Origin of the sequence: Sphingobium sp. C100, assembly GCF_000508185.1 — a bacterium.
Taxonomy (GTDB): Bacteria; Pseudomonadota; Alphaproteobacteria; order Sphingomonadales; family Sphingomonadaceae; genus Sphingobium.
Map to the genome: position 1 here is coordinate 1 of NZ_AYOY01000013.1, position 17,317 is coordinate 17,317.

13 protein-coding genes and 1 pseudogene are annotated in these 17,317 nt (G+C 62.8%); 4 read left to right on the forward strand and 10 right to left on the reverse strand.

The window, feature by feature from the left end; all coding sequences use genetic code 11:
* Positions 1 to 812 (forward strand): annotated as a pseudogene (locus C100_RS26990) (septum formation inhibitor-activating ATPase); the annotation flags it as partial.
* A gap of 196 nt (positions 813 to 1,008) precedes the next feature.
* Here the strand turns inward: C100_RS26990 and C100_RS26995 are convergent.
* On the reverse strand, positions 1,009 to 1,752 hold the full coding sequence (locus C100_RS26995) for a hypothetical protein (protein WP_148564661.1): 744 nt from the start codon (positions 1,750 to 1,752) through the stop codon (positions 1,009 to 1,011).
* A gap of 178 nt (positions 1,753 to 1,930) precedes the next feature.
* On the opposite strand from C100_RS26995, the gene C100_RS27000 reads away from it, so the two are divergent.
* The gene (locus tag C100_RS27000) at positions 1,931 to 2,713 is read left to right on the forward strand and encodes a hypothetical protein (protein WP_019054343.1); all 783 of its coding nucleotides are present in this window, start codon (positions 1,931 to 1,933) and stop codon (positions 2,711 to 2,713) included.
* A 34-nt stretch (positions 2,714 to 2,747) separates the two neighbouring features.
* Here the strand turns inward: C100_RS27000 and C100_RS27005 are convergent, their stop codons facing one another.
* The 3 genes from C100_RS27005 to C100_RS0123855 all read right to left on the reverse strand — a co-directional run bounded on the left by C100_RS27005 (position 2,748) and on the right by C100_RS0123855 (position 5,971).
* Positions 2,748 to 3,266 carry a hypothetical protein gene (locus C100_RS27005; protein ID WP_019054342.1) on the reverse strand — a complete coding sequence of 173 codons (519 nt, stop codon included), beginning with the start codon at positions 3,264 to 3,266 and terminating at the stop codon, positions 2,748 to 2,750.
* 205 nt (positions 3,267 to 3,471) lie between these two features.
* On the reverse strand, positions 3,472 to 4,188 hold the full coding sequence (locus C100_RS27010; RefSeq protein WP_026149955.1) for a hypothetical protein: 717 nt from the start codon (positions 4,186 to 4,188) through the stop codon (positions 3,472 to 3,474).
* A gap of 94 nt (positions 4,189 to 4,282) precedes the next feature.
* Positions 4,283 to 5,971 (reverse strand): strawberry notch C-terminal domain-containing protein, encoded by a 1,689-nt coding sequence (locus C100_RS0123855; protein WP_349255103.1) that lies wholly within the window; start codon positions 5,969 to 5,971, stop codon positions 4,283 to 4,285.
* 312 nt (positions 5,972 to 6,283) lie between these two features.
* On the opposite strand from C100_RS0123855, the gene C100_RS0123860 reads away from it, so the two are divergent.
* Positions 6,284 to 7,588 (forward strand): hypothetical protein, encoded by a 1,305-nt coding sequence (locus tag C100_RS0123860; protein ID WP_082737013.1) that lies wholly within the window; start codon positions 6,284 to 6,286, stop codon positions 7,586 to 7,588.
* On the opposite strand, the gene C100_RS27015 is transcribed toward C100_RS0123860, so the two are convergent.
* The 6 genes from C100_RS27015 to C100_RS27040 form a co-directional block, all read right to left on the reverse strand.
* Complete coding sequence (locus C100_RS27015; protein ID WP_019053426.1) at positions 7,578 to 8,594, reverse strand: tyrosine-type recombinase/integrase; 1,017 nt, start codon at positions 8,592 to 8,594, stop codon at positions 7,578 to 7,580. The two genes, C100_RS0123860 and C100_RS27015, sit on opposite strands and share 11 nt — an antisense overlap.
* On the reverse strand, positions 8,591 to 9,505 hold the full coding sequence (locus C100_RS27020; RefSeq protein ID WP_019053427.1) for a tyrosine-type recombinase/integrase: 915 nt from the start codon (positions 9,503 to 9,505) through the stop codon (positions 8,591 to 8,593). The genes C100_RS27015 and C100_RS27020 overlap by 4 nt, the downstream gene beginning before the upstream one ends.
* The gene (locus C100_RS27025) at positions 9,499 to 11,046 is read right to left on the reverse strand and encodes a tyrosine-type recombinase/integrase (RefSeq protein WP_026149763.1); all 1,548 of its coding nucleotides are present in this window, start codon (positions 11,044 to 11,046) and stop codon (positions 9,499 to 9,501) included. The genes C100_RS27020 and C100_RS27025 overlap by 7 nt, the downstream gene beginning before the upstream one ends.
* A 145-nt stretch (positions 11,047 to 11,191) precedes the next feature.
* Positions 11,192 to 13,642 carry a strawberry notch-like NTP hydrolase domain-containing protein gene (locus C100_RS27030; RefSeq protein WP_024018136.1) on the reverse strand — a complete coding sequence of 817 codons (2,451 nt, stop codon included), beginning with the start codon at positions 13,640 to 13,642 and terminating at the stop codon, positions 11,192 to 11,194.
* 137 nt (positions 13,643 to 13,779) lie between these two features.
* Positions 13,780 to 14,358: an NAD(P)H-dependent oxidoreductase gene (locus tag C100_RS27035; RefSeq protein WP_019054338.1), complete on the reverse strand. Its 579-nt coding sequence runs from the start codon at positions 14,356 to 14,358 to the stop codon at positions 13,780 to 13,782.
* Between the two features lie 80 nt (positions 14,359 to 14,438).
* The gene (locus C100_RS27040) at positions 14,439 to 15,275 is read right to left on the reverse strand and encodes a DUF7146 domain-containing protein (RefSeq protein WP_024018137.1); all 837 of its coding nucleotides are present in this window, start codon (positions 15,273 to 15,275) and stop codon (positions 14,439 to 14,441) included.
* Positions 15,276 to 16,143: 868 nt separating this feature from the next.
* Here C100_RS27040 and C100_RS27045 point away from each other — a divergent pair.
* Positions 16,144 to 17,277 carry a replication initiation protein gene (locus C100_RS27045; RefSeq protein ID WP_019054795.1) on the forward strand — a complete coding sequence of 378 codons (1,134 nt, stop codon included), beginning with the start codon at positions 16,144 to 16,146 and terminating at the stop codon, positions 17,275 to 17,277.
* Positions 17,278 to 17,317 lie beyond the last annotated feature (40 nt).

Here is a 17,317-nt window from a genome sequence, read left to right on the forward strand (position 1 = left end):
GGCGGCAACCACCCCATCTCGGCGGTGAACGGGCAGCTCCAGCCCGTCAGAAGGGTGTCGCGCTGGTCCAGGCGGCCTATGCGAATCTCGACGACGAGGAAGCCACCTACGAGGACATCAGGGTTCGGATGGCCGATCGCGCCGAAGCCTGGGACAGCGCGAGTGACCGCCCCCTGGCAGCGGACGAATGGCGCGCGGTGCAAATCCGCCAACTGTTCCGTCTTGCCCTCGAAGGCATGTTTTATTGGACGATCGGCGCACTCCTGCCTGGTCCTCGCTCGACGACACAACTGGCCCGGGCCTTCATCGGCGCTCTCGATAAGAAGTCATTGGCGGATAGTGCCGAAGCCTGGATTCTCGCATCAAAGGACGCAACCAACCCGGTGGAACGTCTTCGCGCCCTGCAGGGAGTCTTGCGTGACCAGGACCAGCTTCCAGCCGCTATCGTCGCTGCCCTCGCGCTCTGCCTGCGGGAAGCGCCGAACCAGGGTCATCCGTTCGAAAATCCGGATCGCTTGCCCCTGAGCCGGGCCAAGCGGGAGGCGCAAGGCTGGGGTGAGCTGACGCCGGCCGGTTTCGTCTGCCACATGCTCGAGATCTGGATCATGGCTCAGCACGCCTATTGGTCGGTAGGAAGAGGCCTTGCCGATGCACGCAATCGGGGCAAGACGATCCTGCGGTTGCGGATTGTCATGGACGAGGGCGGATGGACGCTGACGCCGGGCACCACCCGGCAGGGCAATCCGCCGGAGCCGACGCCGGACCGGCTGGAGACAGCCACCAGCCTGCTCGTCGAGTGCAGGCGACTCTAGAGAGCCGCTAGTGTCGCATCCGTGCAAGGAAATGGATGCGCGCTGCGATACAATGTTGCTGCGACCCGAGGGGCCTTCGAGTCGAAAGTTTCGGCGGCCTCCCACTTCCAAGCCTGTCCGGTCCTTACCGGGCAGGCTCTTTTTATGAGGTACGGGCGTGCCGCCAGCTCATGCCGGCAGCGCGCAAAGTCGGGCTTCAGCCGAACGCCGCCTCGTAGAAGGCAAGCCTCAGCGGCTCGTCCAGATAGGCTTCCTGCTCGATCCTGAGCGCTGAAGGGAAGACATCGCCGCCCGCGAGCCAGGCGGCTTCGGCATCCGGCGCCGCGACTACATCGGCGAGCGCAGTGGCAAGATCGAACCGGTCCACCGCATAGCCGGCGTTGAGCAGCGCGCCCTGCAGCGCGATCTCGTAAACCGCGCGCAGGGCGACCGACGCCAGCACGGAGGGGATAACGGCTTCCTCGGGATTGCTCGTGGCAATCCGGCACTGCTCGGCGTCAAGCGACACGGTGGTGCGGGATACGATCGGCCGGCTCGGATGCGCGGTGCAAAGGCCATCGGCGAGAACCGCGCAGGGCGCCAGGCTCTCGAGCAGCGGTCGATCCCAGCCGTCGCGGCGCCGCGTGGCCAATGCGGGAACGGCCTCCACGACCCCGGCGGGAAGGCTGCGCGCGAGGAACAGGATTTCCGGTGCGGTCGCCGCGACGCGCGTGTGACAACACCAGGCGCAGCGCGGACCGCATGCAGCTTCGGTCCGGATCTGCGCTGGGGTTCGCCGCTCGATGGTCGCATAGAGATAGCCGAAGAGCGGGTCGAGGGTGCCGGCGGAGCGCGCTTCGTCGATGGTGCGCCGTATCGAGCGCATCTCCCGGACGATCTCGCTGTCCGGGCTTATGTATGGGCGAGCCTCGCCAACAGACGAGGAAACCACGTCCGTCACGGCATGTTCTCCCGGCTATATTATCGTTATTTGCGCGCATTGAGATAGATAGATCATATCTGCCATTACTGCTACGCGCCGGTCCTCATTTCTTGTAATTTTACAGTGTTTTACAAAAGCAGCCCGTGACCCGCCGGGTTCGACCATGGAAGTAACCTGCGTAGCTGAAGGACGTCGAATGTTCAGCCCTGCGTTCAAACCAGACTGGCCTGCCGCCGCCGAACTCGGGCGGCAACTTCGCTTCGTCGACCCAGTGGCGCTCATGCACCTCTCGCGCGGCCTTACGTTCAATCCGCTCCGGTCAGCTGAAGTGCTGGACGATGTCCTCGTCCATTTCAACGAGACCAGCGGCTATGTCGCCGAGGTCGAAACCTGGGTTCGCGCAGGGGGGCTGCAGGCCGGGGCTTGCCCGGCTTATCCCGGCGGGCGGATCATCGCCGATGTAAGAGAGGCGGCGAACGCCGAGGGAAAGACAGCACACACTGCGGCTATCCTCAAAGAGGCGCGGGAGGCGGGCGTCGCGCCGGCCGTCTTCCTCAGCATGGTCTCGCCTCTCCTCGACGTCGCCATGCGCGTCGAACTGCCGATGCGCGCAATTCTGCACGGGAATCCAGCTCTCGCGTGCACTTACACGCTCTATCTCCACACGCTGTTGACCAGCGAGGGGGAGGCCTATCTATATTACGGGATCACCAAGCGGGGCTGGAACATCCGTTTCCACGAACACACCCGCGCGGCAGTCGCGACAGCGTCCAAACGCCTTTTCGCGCGCACGCTCAACGCGCTGATCGATGCGCGGATCGCCGAGCGCACCGGCAGGGCCGACGATCGGCCCAAGCTAGCGGGGCTGATTACCACCATTTGTGCCACCGGCTCTCTCGCCGGGAAGCGCATGACGCGGAGGCGGCTATGGTCGAGAAATATAGCCTCGCGTCCAAATATCCCCTCGGTCTCAACATGATCTCCGGCAGCGCAGCCGGGGCGCACAAGGTAGGTCAATCAACATCTGGGGAATGATAAACAAGACGCTCCGGCATGGCTCGCCAGAACGCCTCTAACGCGCCCGCGAAATCGTCGAAGTCGCTGTCAGTGATTTCGAGCCACCGATAATCGAGATAGAGCGTGCCGGTCCACGACTGGACGCCGAGCTTGCTCATAAAGTGCGGATAGGCCTTGTGCAGGCGGGTAAGCGCGGCACCCTTGCCATGTTTGTAGACGTTCACGACGAGGTTGCAGGCATCGATCTGCGGGTAGAAAGCCTGCTGCTTTGCCTGCCATCCAAACTCGCCAAACATGTCGAAAATCTCGATGGTCTTGGCGTTCCAGATGTTCTTGTCGATCCATTTCGTATCGACATAGTGCCGGAATTCATTGGCGAGATATTCGCGCAGCTCCTTGTCCCACTGATGGAACATGGCGGCCGTGGTGGCGAGGCGGACCTGTTTGCGCATCTCATCGAGCAACATGTAATGTCCGGCGGCATCACTCGTCACCGCATCTGCGATGTCGCCCATATCGGGCTCTTCACCATGATAGGGCGCTTTAATAGCCGCTTGCCAGGCATCCTCCTGATAGCGTTCAGCTTCACCTTCGATATCGTCGAACTGGGTGAGCAGGCGGCTTTTCGCTTCAGCACAAAAAACAGATGCCGCTCCACAATGACGGAACGGATATAATCGTGCATCTGCAACTCGATGGATCGTCGCCGCAGCACGGGAGTCACCGTATCCTGGCGCGATAGGCAGCGATCGCCCTGTTGCAGCCAGCTAGAGTGCCAATCGTGGAAGGATCGGAAAGACCCTCGTCGAATGACTTGGAATAGTAGTCCCGAACGCGGGGATCATCCGACTGGCCATATTGCCTGACCAGAGCGTCCGACCGCAGGGCTCCGATCTTCGACCGGCAGGTGCCGGCCAGCATCATCAGATCACCGCGTGCCTGGATCTGCGGGGTCTGCCAACTCGCGAGGCCACCGACCTCCAGCATGCTGTCCGTTAGTTCGGTCGCTGCGGTCTCGAGATTGAAGCCGGGTGGCGGAACGATGAGGGAAGAGAAGATAGGTTCGCCGGACGCCTCCATGCACGTGCGGCCATAGCCCAAAAGTGTATGCTTCAGGTCGCGGAGCTGAGCGTCGGTTTTCGCGCCGTCGGCCGCTGATTGAAGATCAGTCGCAAGCATGCGGCTCTGACGGTTGATCGCTTCGCCCTTCAAGCGCGCCACCGTCGCGGGCGCGACCGCCCAGGCCGCTGTCTCGGCGTTCAGCGCGGCTTCCGCCTTCACTGGCAAGTCCGGGTCGAGTTTCATGCCGAGTCTTTCGCACATGGGTGCCGTCACGACGAACTGCCCCACGCGGTTTAGTCGGTCCTGCTGCGCCTGGGTCTGTGCCATGGCCGGCAGCGACAGGCCGAGTGCAATCAAAAAAGAAATTATGCGCAATGGTTTCCCCCGAAACGGCCCTGCTCGGTCTAGCCCAATGAGACAAGACAGACCATCCCGGCCCACATACTTTAGGCAGCGTCTCCGAGCGCCGTCATCTTCCTTCGAGTAGCTTCCCCAGGACCGCCTCCGCCGTCGCCATGGGTACGAACATCCGCGTGCGATACTGGATGATCTCGGTGAAGCAGCCGATCGACTTGAGCCACGGCAGACGGTCGTGCGGGCAGCCGACGAGCTCGATCCGCTGGGAGCCGTTGACGACCGAGCGCTTGATGGTGAGCGGGAACGGATGCGACACGTCGACGCTGCGGCCCGCGGACACCGCCTTCGCGACCGCGTCGGGCGGCAGCGTATCGGACCGATCGATCCCGAGCTTGGTGAAGAGCTGGGGCACATGGTCGTCGAAGACGAGACGGCCGAGCCAGGACTGCCCTTCCCCGTCGACGATACGGTTGACCGCCATGTGATCGCTCGGAAGTGCCGACCAGATCGGCAACAGCAGCCCCGTGGCCAACCGGATCGTCTCGCTGTCGACCGTCTCCCGGGCGATGTCCACTTCCTCCGACCAGGTCGCCGTGAAGGCCTCGCGGGTCACCTCCTCCCAGGAGGATTCGTAGAGATCGTCCTCGCGCATATATTCGTTGCGCGTAGGTCGCATCATCTCGACGCGCGGGATCGGCGTGCCTTCCTTCTCCTCCATGAGCGAGCGCGCCCGCGTCCTGAGCGCCGCCTTGCCGGACTTGCGGTTGATCATGAAACCGGCGCTGGCATCGCCGTCGGCGATCCTCAGGATGCGCTCGAGGGAAACAGGGTTGCGGCGCCGCGCGATCTCGATGGTGAGAAGATGCGAGGTCGCGCCGGTGCGGGGATCGGTCCGCAGTACGACGTCGTCGAGGAGGGTCGCCTTGTCGACGAGGATCGTCTCGACGCCGACATCGAGCCGTCCCGCCTCGCGCGCGGCCGAGACGCGGGTTTCGATCAGCGACAGGAACTCGTCGAAGATGCTGTTCTGCAGCGCGATCGGCAGGGCCAGGATGCGGTTGAGCCAGCGCTGGATCGGCGGCATCTCGTCCTTGAGCACGCCGTCCTTGTCGCAAAGCTCGAGCCCGGTGCGGTGCTGGAAATCGTCGAGCGTCGTGCTCGAAAGCTTGCCCGCGGCGAGCAGGTCGAACCAGGAGAGGAGCGCCGCGCAGGCATATTCGCTCTCGAGATTGTCGGCCGGGTCGAAGAGCCCCTGCCCGCCCGTCTGCCGCTGGCCGCGCGTCAGCGCACCGAGACTGTCGAGACGGCGTGCGATCGTGCTGGTGAAGCGCAGCTCGCCCTTGCAGTCAGTGGTCACCGGCCGGAACAGCGGCGTGGTCGCCTGGTGCGTGCGGTGGGTTCGGCCCAGGCCCTGGATCGCGCGATCGGCGCGCCAGCCGGGCTCGAGCAGAAGGTGGACGCGCTGCTCCTGGTTCATCACGTCGAGCGAGGCGTGGTAGCTTCGCCCCGTGCCGCCGGCGTCAGAGAAGACCAGCATGCGTTTCTTGCCGGCCATGAAGGCAGCGGCCTCGGCCTGGCTGGTGCGCGCCGAGCGGCTTTCCAGTTTCTGGCGGCCGTCGCTTACCGTGATGAGGCGCTTTGTCCGGCCCGTGACCTCGGCGACATTGTCGTGCCCAAAATGTTCGAGCAGCGCATCAAGCGCCGACATGATCGGCGGCATGGCGCAGAGCTTCTCGATGAGGTCATCGCGCGCGGCCTGAGCCTCGGGATTGTAGACCGGGTGGCCGTCGTCATTCACCATCGGCAGAGAACGCGGCGTGCCCGTGTCGTCCTTGAACACGCGCATCTGACGGGTCGGGAATGCGCGCTCGAGGTAATCGATGATGTATTCTTTGCAGTCGCAGTTTATGTCGAGCGTGGCGGCGGGGGGCGCAGGGTTCCTTCGGGTTTCCATGATTTCACTCCAGATAATTGCCTGACAAGGTTGAATGCTGGGGCCGTTAGGATTGTCGGCACCGCTGGAATGGTGCAGGTTGTAGAAAATCCCCGAGGCAGTCGTTCGTCGCTTTCAATCGAGGTCCCGATGCAAGGCTGTCCGCCATGGAGATCTGCCATGCCGAACAAACTGCCCAAGCGCCCCATTATCGTTTTTCTCGCAGGGATTTTTCTGGGCTTGCCCGGCGTCGCAGGCGCAGTGACATTGACGTCATTAAAAGGCATGGATCTCGAAGGAAGCTATGGCTCGTATGCGCCGCGTGGCGATTGCTCTCGAGGGGCGAGCCTTGAGATCAACGAAACCGGCTTTACTTTCAAAGCGTCTGGTCAGACTGTAAAAAGCACCCGGTTTGAGTACGCGGCTTCGTTTCTTGGCCCGACCTATGAAGGCGTTAGCGCGGTCTTTTTTCCTTTTCCTGTCAATGCCAACGATTTCGGACGCGTGATCTTGACGGTCAATGACGACGAAAAGCGAGGCGTAGTCCGCCTTGAAGCAGACGTCGCGCCTGGACAGCGCCTGGATCCGTTCAAGTCAGCGCTCGTGTCGCAATCCCCACTGCTCTTGTGCAAGGGGTCTGGGCCGGCATCTGCTGCTTCAAAAGCACCTCTGCAAGCAAGGCCAGTCTTGGGAAAACCGACGCCGCTAGCCTGGACCAATCTTGCGAGTTCCATAGGAAAATTCCAAAGTGATTCCGATCCCAACGGAATAGATCTTTTGACAAGTGGTCCGATAGCTGACGCGATACGTTCGCGTTTGGGCCGCAAAATAGACCTGCTGGCCAGCAATCTTTCGGCGATATCCGGTCTCCAACGACAAGGATCTCTCTATTGGGTTACGGGAAATGCGCCGCATCAAGGCGGTGTAGAGCAAGCCTATGTTTTGCTTGATGCAAATCGCCGTGCTGTTCAAATTGGCCTTTGGGAAAAGGGAAAGTTGACGGTCTATGCGCCTCAAGGAGGCCGCTTGCCCGTGCCCCAGGACATTGCTCGCCTGCTTATGGACAGCCCACCTGAGGACGCAGTGCCGCTGCCTGGGACTGCTTGGGAGGTCGTGCCGGTCCAAGGTCGCGCCCCAATGGCCTATGTCGATGTAGCTGCTTCGCCAAACATCAAGTCGTTTAGCCTGTTTTGTGAAGGCAACCGCCCCATGATGGCCATGCTCCTTAACAAGCCCGCGACGGTGCCGCGCGTTACGGTTACATGGAATTTTGCTGGTCGATTAATTGACATTCCGACCGGCCGCGCGAACGCTCAGAGCACGTTTTGGCAGGCCAACCTCACTGGTTCCCAACTCATTCCGATGCTTCTCCGTCAAAACGGTTCGGTTATGCTACGCATCAACGGCCGCCTCGAAGGCGAAGCTTTGTTGGCGGGAGCGCCACTGGCGCTTCGAACTGCGATGCGGACCTGTGTCAAATTTTGACATGACCTCCTGCACGTATTTCCTGAAGCATTGATAGTAGATCGTCGCTTTGCGGCTTGAAGCGCCCGGGCCTGATGGCGGGTGCGCCGTGAGCCGCGAGGATTTGCAGCTTCTCCTCGGGATCGGCGCGCAAATAGGTCTCGGTGCTCTGGATGCTGGCGTGGCCGAGCCACAATGCAACCTTGCGAATGTCCCCGGTCGCCGCGAGCGTGTGCATCGCACAGGAATGCCGCAGCACGTGCGGCGTAACCCGCTTGCCAAGGATCGACGGCTGCTTCGTTGCCGCGGTCTTGACGTGCTCGGCCAAACGGAACGCAAATCCGTCGCGGGTCATGGGCTGCCCGTTGGCATTGAGGAATATCTCGGCAGCTTGCGCGTCGGGCCGTATCGCAAGCCACGCGCGCAATACGAACTGGGTCTCTTTCCAGAGCGGCAGGACCCGTTCACGCCGACCCTTGCCCATGATGTGCACGGTGGACAGGGAGCGGTCCGGGAAATCGCGCAGCTGCAGCGTTACGAGTTCCGACACTCTCAGCCCGCCGGCATAGGCCAGATGCAGCATCGCGCGATCGCGGGTGCCAAGGCGTGTCCGGGGATCCGGGGCATCGAGCAAAGCCTTGATCTCGGCCCGGTCGAGGTAGTCGATCAGCGCCTTGTCGGTCTTCTTGGTCGGGATCGATCTGACGCGGAGGGCCAGATCCAGGCAGGCCGGAATCCGATACTCGATGTACCGGAAGAAGGACCGGATCGCGGCGAGCCTGCCATTGCGGGTCCGCACACAGCTGCCGCGCCCGGTCTCGACATGGTCCAGGAAAGCCATGATCATGTCGGGGCCGAGATCCTCGATCTCAAGATCGGTCGGCCGACGCTTCAGCCGATCGGCAGCGAACTGAACGAGGAGGACGAAGCAGTTGGCATAAGTCTTCACTGTGTGCGGGCTGACAGCACGTTCGCGTGGCAGATGCTCACGCAGGTATGCCGAGAGATGCGGAGCGAGCGCCGTCATGCCGCCTCTCCCCGGTAAAGCTGCTCGCTCGCAGCCGCAATGTCGCGCAGCAGCACCGGAGTGGCCTCGAGATACCAGTACGTGTTGGCGACCGACGCGTGCCCCAGATAGACACTGAGACCGGCCATGTGGTGAGCGATGGCCTCCCTGTCAGGTGGGCAGGACTCAAGGGAACGGACAGCGAAGGTGTGCCGCAGATCGTGGAGTCGCATGCCCGCCGTACCGGTTGGTCCACGATATCCGAGCTGCCGGGCCAATCTGACGAACACGACGTGGGCGCGCACCTTGTGCGGTGCCCGTCCCCGGATAGTGACGAACAGGTCGTTGCCCCTGGCCGCGTGCTTCTCGCGGAGGGCGAGATAGGCTTCGAGTGCTTGGCGCGTCGATGGCTGCAAGGCAATCAGCCGCTGCTTGCCAAACTTGCCGTTGCGGACGATCAGGCCATCCTCGACCAGATCTTTGCATTGTAATGCGAGGGCCTCGGAAATCCGGAGACCTGTCGCCGCCAGCAGCCCGAACAGGTAATGGTACGTGTGTGGGCTGATCGTGCCTTGGGGTGGAACGTCCAATGCAGCAGTCATGATCGCCCGCACCTGGTCCGGCTCAATGATGGTCGGCGTCGGGCGTGGCCGCTTGCCCCGACCGAAGACGCCGGCAGGCGGAACTTCGTGGCCTGAATCTTCGGCGTGAGCGAAAAGGCTGAAGTTACGTGCGGTGTCGAACCTCCGGCGGGCCACATATTGTGAGCTCGACGTATGGCACCAGTCGTAGATGCGCTGGACCTGAGTGTGCCGATCGCCGAAACCCCCGGCGTAGGCGGCGTACAGGCGCAGCATGCGTTCCTGTTCAGAGAACTTCAGCCCGAGGCTGCGATGCAGCGCCACGTATCTGGAAATGTGGATGTTCAGCATGACTGTTCTCCCGGCCAGGGCTGCGCGATCTTCATGAGCATCGGCAGATCGACCTTGGCGTAGATGGCAGTGGTCTCGGGCGAGCTGTGACGCAGGATGGTCCCGACGGACTCCAGGCCTGCGCCCGCGCGCAGCAGGTTGGTGGCAAGCGAATGCCGGAATATGTGCGACCCGGTCGGCACTCCTTCGATCCCACCGCGGTCGCGCGTACGAGCGACGATGCCCGCTATCTCAGCGGACGAGCGGAATGGCCGAAACGGTGCTTGTGCACGCAGGAACAGATGCTCTTCGGCGGCCTTCGGGCGGGCTGCCGCAAGATATGCCAGGATCGCGTCGCCAACATCCTGCGGCAATGGCAGGCGGTCCGGTCGACGCGTCTTGCCCTTGACCGTCAGGTGGCCGGATCGCCAGTCGATGTCGTCGAGACGCATGTTCTGAATATCGGCAGCCCGCAGGCCGAGCCTGGCGAGCAGGAGAATGATGGCCTTGTCCCGGACTTCCACCGGACGATCTGTCGGACAGGCCGCAATGATCCTCTCGATCGTTGCCGGGTCGACGTGGCGCGGCAGCGTCGAAAGGCGGTAGCGCTGTACTGATGGAACTGCATGCAACAATGCCGGCCGGCACTCGCCACGCACGACCAGAAACCGGATGTAGCTCCTCATTATCGTGACGAGCAGCGATGCCGACCCCGGCGTCTCCTTGCTTCGTCGTTGGAATGCGCTCCTGAGTCCGGCGGCATCCCATTGCGAAGGCTCGCCCAGCATTGGCATGAGCCGTCTGATATCGGTCCGGTAGCGCCGGATCGTCTCGTCCGTGGCGCCGCGGTGTTGCTTGAGCCATGCCAAGTAAGCCGACATGTGCGGGTCATCGTCCGCCACCGGTTCAACCAATGGGATGGCGCCCCGGCCTCGCAGGAACTCGACGAAGTGCCGTGCGCATCGCCGCCGCCGCTTGGTGCCCGTTGCGACCAACTTGCCCCGCTTGCGCCAGACCGGGCATCGGCAATCATGCGCTGCATAGTGGTCGATGATCGTGTCATCGATATCGATCCATTGGCGCCGCGCCATGCGAAGCCAGGCCACGAAATGCTCGGCCTCGGACCGATAGGCCTGTGCCGGTCCCTCGGCAAGTTGCAGGCGATCGATCGCATCGGAATAGTCGGCGAGGTGCCGTGGCAGATCGTCGATCCCGTCGTCGACTTCGACGTAGCCTTGATCTTCCAGGAACCGGACGAAGCGCCTGACCCTTGCTGCTTGGTCAGCCTTGTAGTGCGCTTGCTGCGCCGAATACCGGTGGCACCGGCACCCATGCTTTTCGAACCGCCGGACAGCCCGATCGTCAATCGTGCGGATGGCGATCCTATGCAGGCCCAGCCAATGCAGGAAATGGCGGACCGCCGCGCCATACAGAACCGCACAGCCTGACTTCTCGTCGAGCGACTGAGAGGAGAGGAATGTGGTGAGAAGGGTGCCGTGACTGGGCGGGTCTTCGACCCGGAGCGGGGCCGCTCGAAACGGCAATGATGATCTTGATCGCATGTTGGTTCCTTCGACTTGTTGAGGTCGAGGGAACCGTAATTATCTGGAGTGAAATCATGGAAAACCGAAGGAAACCTGCGCCTCCCGCCACCACGCTCGACATAAACTGCGACTGCAAAGAATATGTTTAATGTTGAGCTCAACATTAAACGTACTCACGCGGACTCAGATCAATCTCCAAATTCGCGCGCTCGTCGGGAGAGAGGTCGCCAAGGCGCCGGTCGAGGATCGATTCCGCGGTCGTCACCAGCTGAAGGACCACCGACTGCCCGGCAGCGAGATGGGCCTTCGCCGCCGCGATCACGGTCGGAAGCTTCATGGAGAGGAGGAGCTGACCGAAGAAGCGCTGCTTGGTCGACTCGAAGCGCGAGCGCGCCGATGCCTTCGCCCCGCTGTTGAGGGTCGCATTTTCGAGCCCGTCGACCACCGCGGTCAGTTCGAGCGCATGCTCCATGTTGCGGTGGATGATGCCCCAGGCATCGGCATAGGCGTCGTAGATCGCGATCTGTTCGCGGGTCAGCTCATGGCGCAGGATGTCATATTCGACGCCGGCGAAGCTGAGCGCGCGGGACGTGTAGAGGCCGAGCGCCTTCAAATCGCGGGCCACCAGTTCCATCGCCGCGATGCCGCCCTTGCGTATGCCCTGGATGAACTGCTCGCGGTTGCTGAACGCCGTTTCGGGTCCCCAAAGGCCGAGCCGCACGGCATAGGCAAGATTGTTGACGTCGGAAGCGCCGGTCGCCGAGGCATAGAGCACGCGTGCCTCGGGCAGGTGGTTCTGGAGCAGCACGCCGCTGATGCCCTGCTGCGAGCCCTCCTTCTTGCCGAGCGCGCCCTCGCCTCCCGCGACACCGCCCATTTCATGGGCCTCGTCGAAACCGATCACGCCTTCGAAGTCGTCGCCTGCCCAGTCGATGATCTGCTGCAGACGGCTATGGTCGCCGCGTGCCGAACGAAGGGTGGGATAGGTGACGAAAAGCACGCCCTGTTCGAGCGGGATCGCCTGATCGATCTTCCAGTTGGCGAGAGGCTGGATATCGGCCGCAAGGCCGCCGAGCGCAGTCCAGTCGCGGCGGGCGTCTTCGAGCAGCGCCTCGTTCTTGGAGATCCAGATGTTGCGGCGCCGACCCGCAAGCCAGCTGTCGAGGATGCAGGCCGCGACCTGCCTGCCCTTCCCCGCCCCGGTGCCGTCGCCGAGGAAATAGCCCATGCGGTAGGCGCGTCCGTCGTTCGCTTCCTCGAGACCGACGCCCTCCTTGGCGGGCCTGAACTTGCCCGGCAGGAACTGGTCCCAGGCATGGCCGGCATAGACGACAGTCTCGAGCTGCGAAGCCGATAGCAGGCGCTCGGAGACGGTCCGCTCGGGAAGCCTCGGGATGTAAGCTGGGATCGGGGCGGCGATCGAGCCCATCGCGACCGATTCGACAAGCGCGGTCGGATGTTCGCCGGCGGCGTCGAAGGTGATGCGGCTCGGGCGATAGGGAAGATAGACGCCGACCTGGTCGAGCAGCGGCGCGGGCGTGTCGAGCGACATGTAGTCGACCGGCAGCACATTGTTGCGCACGGGAGCGTGATAGGGCCGTGGCTGCGCGCGATTGCTCTTCATGGCGCGGAACAGCGAGGGACTGCTCGATCGCTTCGGGGCGGGCGCGGCCGCGGTGCCGAGCATCCCGCGTTCATGGATCGAGAGCGCGCCGATGAGTTCGCGGATCGAGGTGCGCTGGATTGTCGCGGGGATGGTTGTCCCGGGAACCTTGTCGATGACGAAGAGCCGGACCGCGATGCTGGTGCCGTGCTTCAGATAGCATTTCTCGAGCCGCACCAAGGTCCGCACGGTCACATCGCGCAGCGTGGTCTCGAAGAGGTCACGCATGCGCGCATTGGGTCCGAACCAGTCAGGCATGATGGCGACCAGCCGCCCACCAGTGCGCAGCCGGCGAAGCGCTGCCTGAAGGTGACGCACGGCGGCATGGGCGTCGGCGCCGAGCCCCACCGAGCGCGAGAAAGGCGGGTTCATGAGGATCAGGCTGGGACGCGGTGCCGCGGCCAGGCTCGAATTGATCGTCGCACCGTCGTGGCCGGTGACTACCGCGTCGGGGAAAACGTCGGCGAGGCGCGCGCGGCGAGCCGGTGCGTATTCGTTGAGCTGCAGGGCGGCGAAGCCTCGGCAATGTGCCACGAGGAGTCCGTTGCCCGCGCTCGGCTCGAGGATGACGTCATCGTTCTGGATATTGGCGAGCAGAACCGCGACGGCAGCGAGATCGACGGGCGTCGAGAATTGCTGCCATTCGATCTGGTCCTCGCTGCGCACGGTCTGCGTCGGCAGCCGGTCGAGCAGATCGCAGGCGGACGCAACGTCATCGAGCGAGCGCAGGGGATAGGGCCCGAACTGGAGGTGATGGGCAAGCGCGTGCTCCAGAATCTCGAAGCTGTCGCGCTGCGTCCAGAGCCCGTCGGCGTCCGTCCCGCCATAGCCCTCGACCATGGCCGCATTGAGGTCCGCCCTCGTGATCGGGTCGCTGGAGCGGAGACGGTCGACGAGAAGCGTGGCCGCGCGGCGTTCGGCCGCGGTGGCGGTATCGAAGAGATCGGACATTGAGGGGTCTCCGGACTGGCTGCCCCATCGGCAGCATCAATCCTTCGACCCCCCTTCCCTTTTCACGATTGCCCGACTGCGGCGAGGCTTGGTTGGCGCTGGCGGGACAGGGCTCGGGCCCCGCTGTTTGCCGAACGCTATCGCGCGTCCCGGCCGAACTGGCTGATGAGGCTCAGCCAGTGTTGCCGTTCGCCGTCGCTCGCCTCGGCGTCCCCGATGATGGAATGGCGAACGGGCGCGATCCCAGTGAAGCCGAGTAGATTTCGCGCCCAGCTCTTGAGGCTGTGGGCACGGTAGTAGAATCGATAGAAAGGGGCCGGCATTCCCATGGTCACCGCGACACGTGCCGGTCGGCCGCAGAGCAGCTTCGCATTCCGATCCGACACGGTTTCGTCGATCGCGAAGCCCGGCCGCATAACCTGTTCGAGAAAGGCCTTGAGGAGCGCCGGTAGGTCGCCGAGCCAAAGCGGAAAGAGGATGACCAGATGGTCGGCCCATCTGATGTCGATCTGCGCGTCGTGGATGGCTTTTGCGGGATCGGTCTCGCGCCATTCGTTTGCCGAGCGCAGGATGGGGAAATCCAGAGTCGCGACGTCGATCCGCCTCACTTCATGGATGGCGTCTTCTGCCCCGGCCGCATAGGCGTACGCGAGCGCATGGATGAACCGCGCGCGGTCCGGATCGGGGTGGCCATCGATGATCGTGATGCGTGCCATTCGAGCCTCCAGGCAAGGCGTTCCTCCGAAGCGCAGCCTCCCGCAATCCGGATGTTTCCGAATGCGTGCGCGGCAGTCGGTTATCGCCGGCTCAGTTCGAGGACCTTGGCCCAATCCTTGACGCGCTCTGGCGGCATGCTTCTGATTTTGAGGCCAGGGCGGGCATAGCGAAGGGTCGCGCGCTCCGCGGCGATCGCCCCTTCGGCGTCGTTGTCGGCGGCCAGGATCAGCGAGGTCAGCGTCTCGGGCAGTAGGATCTGGTCGAGACGACGTGCGCCCAGGCTCGCCCAGCAGGGGATGTCGTGAAGGAGCGTGAACGCCCGGGCCGTTTCGAACCCCTCGGCGAGTGCCAGGACATCGCCTCGCCCTCCCCCTTGCCAGGCACCGCGCGCCGGTCGGCCGAGCATGAGCTTCATGCGATAGCGCGCCGTCACTGGATCGAGGAATATGCGCTGCACCGCTGTCAGGCGCCGGCCCTCGCGAACCGCGACCAGCAAGGCGGGATGGTAGGTCGTCCACGGCTTTGGCCGGTAAGGGCAGCGCGGGTGAAACCGCAGATCCTGGCTGATCGGCATGAGGTGCCTGATCCCGAGATAGCGCTCGGCAAGCGTGCCGGCGACGGAAAGCGCCTCGTCCCATAGCCGGCTCGCATTGCCCGCCTGAGCCGCCGGGTTGTCGGTGTAGGCAAACCGCCCCCGGCTGGGCACGCGGCGCAGTTCCCGAAGGATGTCGTCACGGTCGCATCCGGCAAAGCAGGTGACGAGGATGCCTCGATTGCCTTGCCGGATGGAGAGGCTTGGGGTGCTGTCGGCGTGGGCCGGACACGGACACATCGCCGTGCGACCGTGCCAGGTTCCGCCCAGCGAGCCGACAAGATCGACGAGTTCCTGAGTGGGTTTGAGCGCGACCAGGGCCATTGGCTGCTCCTTTCGCGGTCCTTGCTCCCCCTTGCCTCTCTCCTTGGTCGCTCTATCCTGGCCGCCAGCCTGTCGGTGATGCGGAACCGTCGAGCTGCTACTCTCAAAGAATCAAATCTTAAAAACGCCCAAGCGGAGCGCGGGAGCTTCATAGATTCATGGATTCTAAGATTCGGGCACCATTTGTGACGGCAAACCAATAGCTTGAGTGCTCTCCTTGTGAGGATGCGGGGGCTTCTGCGTGAGTTCTCGGGGGCGTCTATGCGAGGCGATGGGGGCAAGAGCCTGAGCGATCGGGGGATAATGTGAGTTTTCGGGGGAATCAGGCGAAGCGGGCGAAGCGGGCTTAAGAGCAGTTTCGAAAGCCCTGAATCGCTGGGCGTTTTGCTGTCCATACGATGGCTGGCCGGCGATCCCGATGTTTATGTGAGCATGTGGGGGACCGAATTGGCGGGAGGCCGATCTTTGTGTGAGCGCACGGGGGCGGAGCCTTCTGTGAAGAGTATTCGAAATAAGGAATTCCCCCGCCTTTGTGTGAGCGATGGGGGGTGGCCAAGAAAACTCAATTAAAACAGCGGGATGTAGGGATCTATATGTGAGTCGCCGGGGGCATCGGCTCGTCGGGTCGGAATCCCCTCCCCGGCCCTTTCCAGGCGGACAAAAGTTCTATGTGAGTTTTCGGGGGAGCGGACGCGACTCGGCCTGTTTGTGCGAGTCGGCAGTTGGGGGCCCTTTGTCTTTATGTGAGTGCGTGGGGGCTGTCGGCCGAATGGTGCCAGCGAGGTTTATGTGAGCGCTCAGGGGCACGTCTATGTGAGTGAACGGGGGGGCTGTTCTCTTTATGACAAGCTGATGTTATGCAACTCACATGAAGCTCGATTCGGACACGGTTGAAATCGAGGTTCCGCCTGACCTTGAGGGTCTGAGCCGGACGTTGCGGGTGGCTGACGTGATTCGCCGCCGCGACCTCGACTTTGTAAGTAAACCCGGGGAATTAGTCGAATCCGAGTTCGAGACCGGGTCGTTGAGCGCCGCGGGAAGAAAGGCTTTTGCGCTGATGTTGCGCAAGGCTGGACCGGAAGCCGGGGAAGACAGCAAGACCTTCACGATCACCAAGAAGGAACTGCGCGGCACGCATAAGGGCAATGAGCGCATCCAGCCGGTGATGGATGAACTGCTGCGCGTCATTGTTCGTATCCGGACGACCTCGAAGAAGGGCAAGCCTGCGATCATGTCGCAGTCTTTGCTGTCGAGCTGCGTGGAGGAAATCTCCGAGGACGGCATGAGCGTCGTCGAGTATCAATTCTCCGAGAGTTTCAAGCGCGTAATCCAGCGTTCGGATTATTATGCGCGGGTGAATCTCGGCGTGATGCTTGCGCTTCAGTCGCGCTATTCGCTCACGCTGTATGATCTTGGCTGCCTGATCATCAATCGCCAGAACCGTGTCGTCAAAATGAACGTCGATGAACTGCGGCGGCGGCTCGGTGTGCCTGACGGCAGCTTCAAGAACTTCGCCGAATTTCGGCGCGACGTCCTCGCAAAATCGAAGGCGGAGATCGACCAGCTCGCCGATTTCATCGTGGAGTGGGAAGAAATCAGGGGATCAGGGCGTGGGCGGCCGGTTGAAGCGGTCAAGCTGACCTTCAGTCCCAAGGATCCTGTCGATCAGGAAGAGACCGCCAAGGAGCTCGATCGGCCGAAGGTCGGACGGCGGGCCAGGCGCGATGGCAGCGTCGAGCAGATCGCGGCGATCCCGGCGGCGGCTCCGGTAGCGGCGCTGGCTTCGAGCAAGCCCTTCCCCACAGGATCCATGCATTTCTGCGGGGATCAGCGTTTGCTCACGATTGTCGCCGATTTTGGAGGTGGTTGGGACAAGGACCTGATCGCCGGCGCGTTTCGGGAGAAGATGGGAGACAAGCTGAAGACGCTGACTGGCGTGCCTCTCTACAGATCGTGGGAAGGGTTCTGCAAAGCTTTCGTTGGAGCCCGGGGTCGGCCCTAGGGGAAGACCCCCTCCCCCGATTCCTCACATAAAGCGTAAT

Bases quoted from the DNA above. Each gene is read 5' to 3' on its own strand.
- C100_RS27000 (WP_019054343.1), top strand. From the start codon at position 1,931: ATGTTCAGCCCTGCGTTCAAACCAGACTGGCCTGCCGCCGCCGAACTC.
- C100_RS27005 (WP_019054342.1), bottom strand. From the start codon at position 3,266: ATGGGCGACATCGCAGATGCGGTGACGAGTGATGCCGCCGGACATTAC.
- C100_RS0123855 (WP_349255103.1), bottom strand. From the start codon at position 5,971: ATGGTGAATGACGACGGCCACCCGGTCTACAATCCCGAGGCTCAGGCC.
- C100_RS0123860 (WP_082737013.1), top strand. From the start codon at position 6,284: ATGCCGAACAAACTGCCCAAGCGCCCCATTATCGTTTTTCTCGCAGGG.
- C100_RS27015 (WP_019053426.1), bottom strand. From the start codon at position 8,594: ATGACGGCGCTCGCTCCGCATCTCTCGGCATACCTGCGTGAGCATCTG.
- C100_RS27020 (WP_019053427.1), bottom strand. From the start codon at position 9,505: ATGCTGAACATCCACATTTCCAGATACGTGGCGCTGCATCGCAGCCTC.
- C100_RS27025 (WP_026149763.1), bottom strand. From the start codon at position 11,046: ATGCGATCAAGATCATCATTGCCGTTTCGAGCGGCCCCGCTCCGGGTC.
- C100_RS27030 (WP_024018136.1), bottom strand. From the start codon at position 13,642: ATGTCCGATCTCTTCGATACCGCCACCGCGGCCGAACGCCGCGCGGCC.
- C100_RS27035 (WP_019054338.1), bottom strand. From the start codon at position 14,358: ATGGCACGCATCACGATCATCGATGGCCACCCCGATCCGGACCGCGCG.
- C100_RS27040 (WP_024018137.1), bottom strand. From the start codon at position 15,275: ATGGCCCTGGTCGCGCTCAAACCCACTCAGGAACTCGTCGATCTTGTC.
- C100_RS27045 (WP_019054795.1), top strand. From the start codon at position 16,144: ATGAAGCTCGATTCGGACACGGTTGAAATCGAGGTTCCGCCTGACCTT.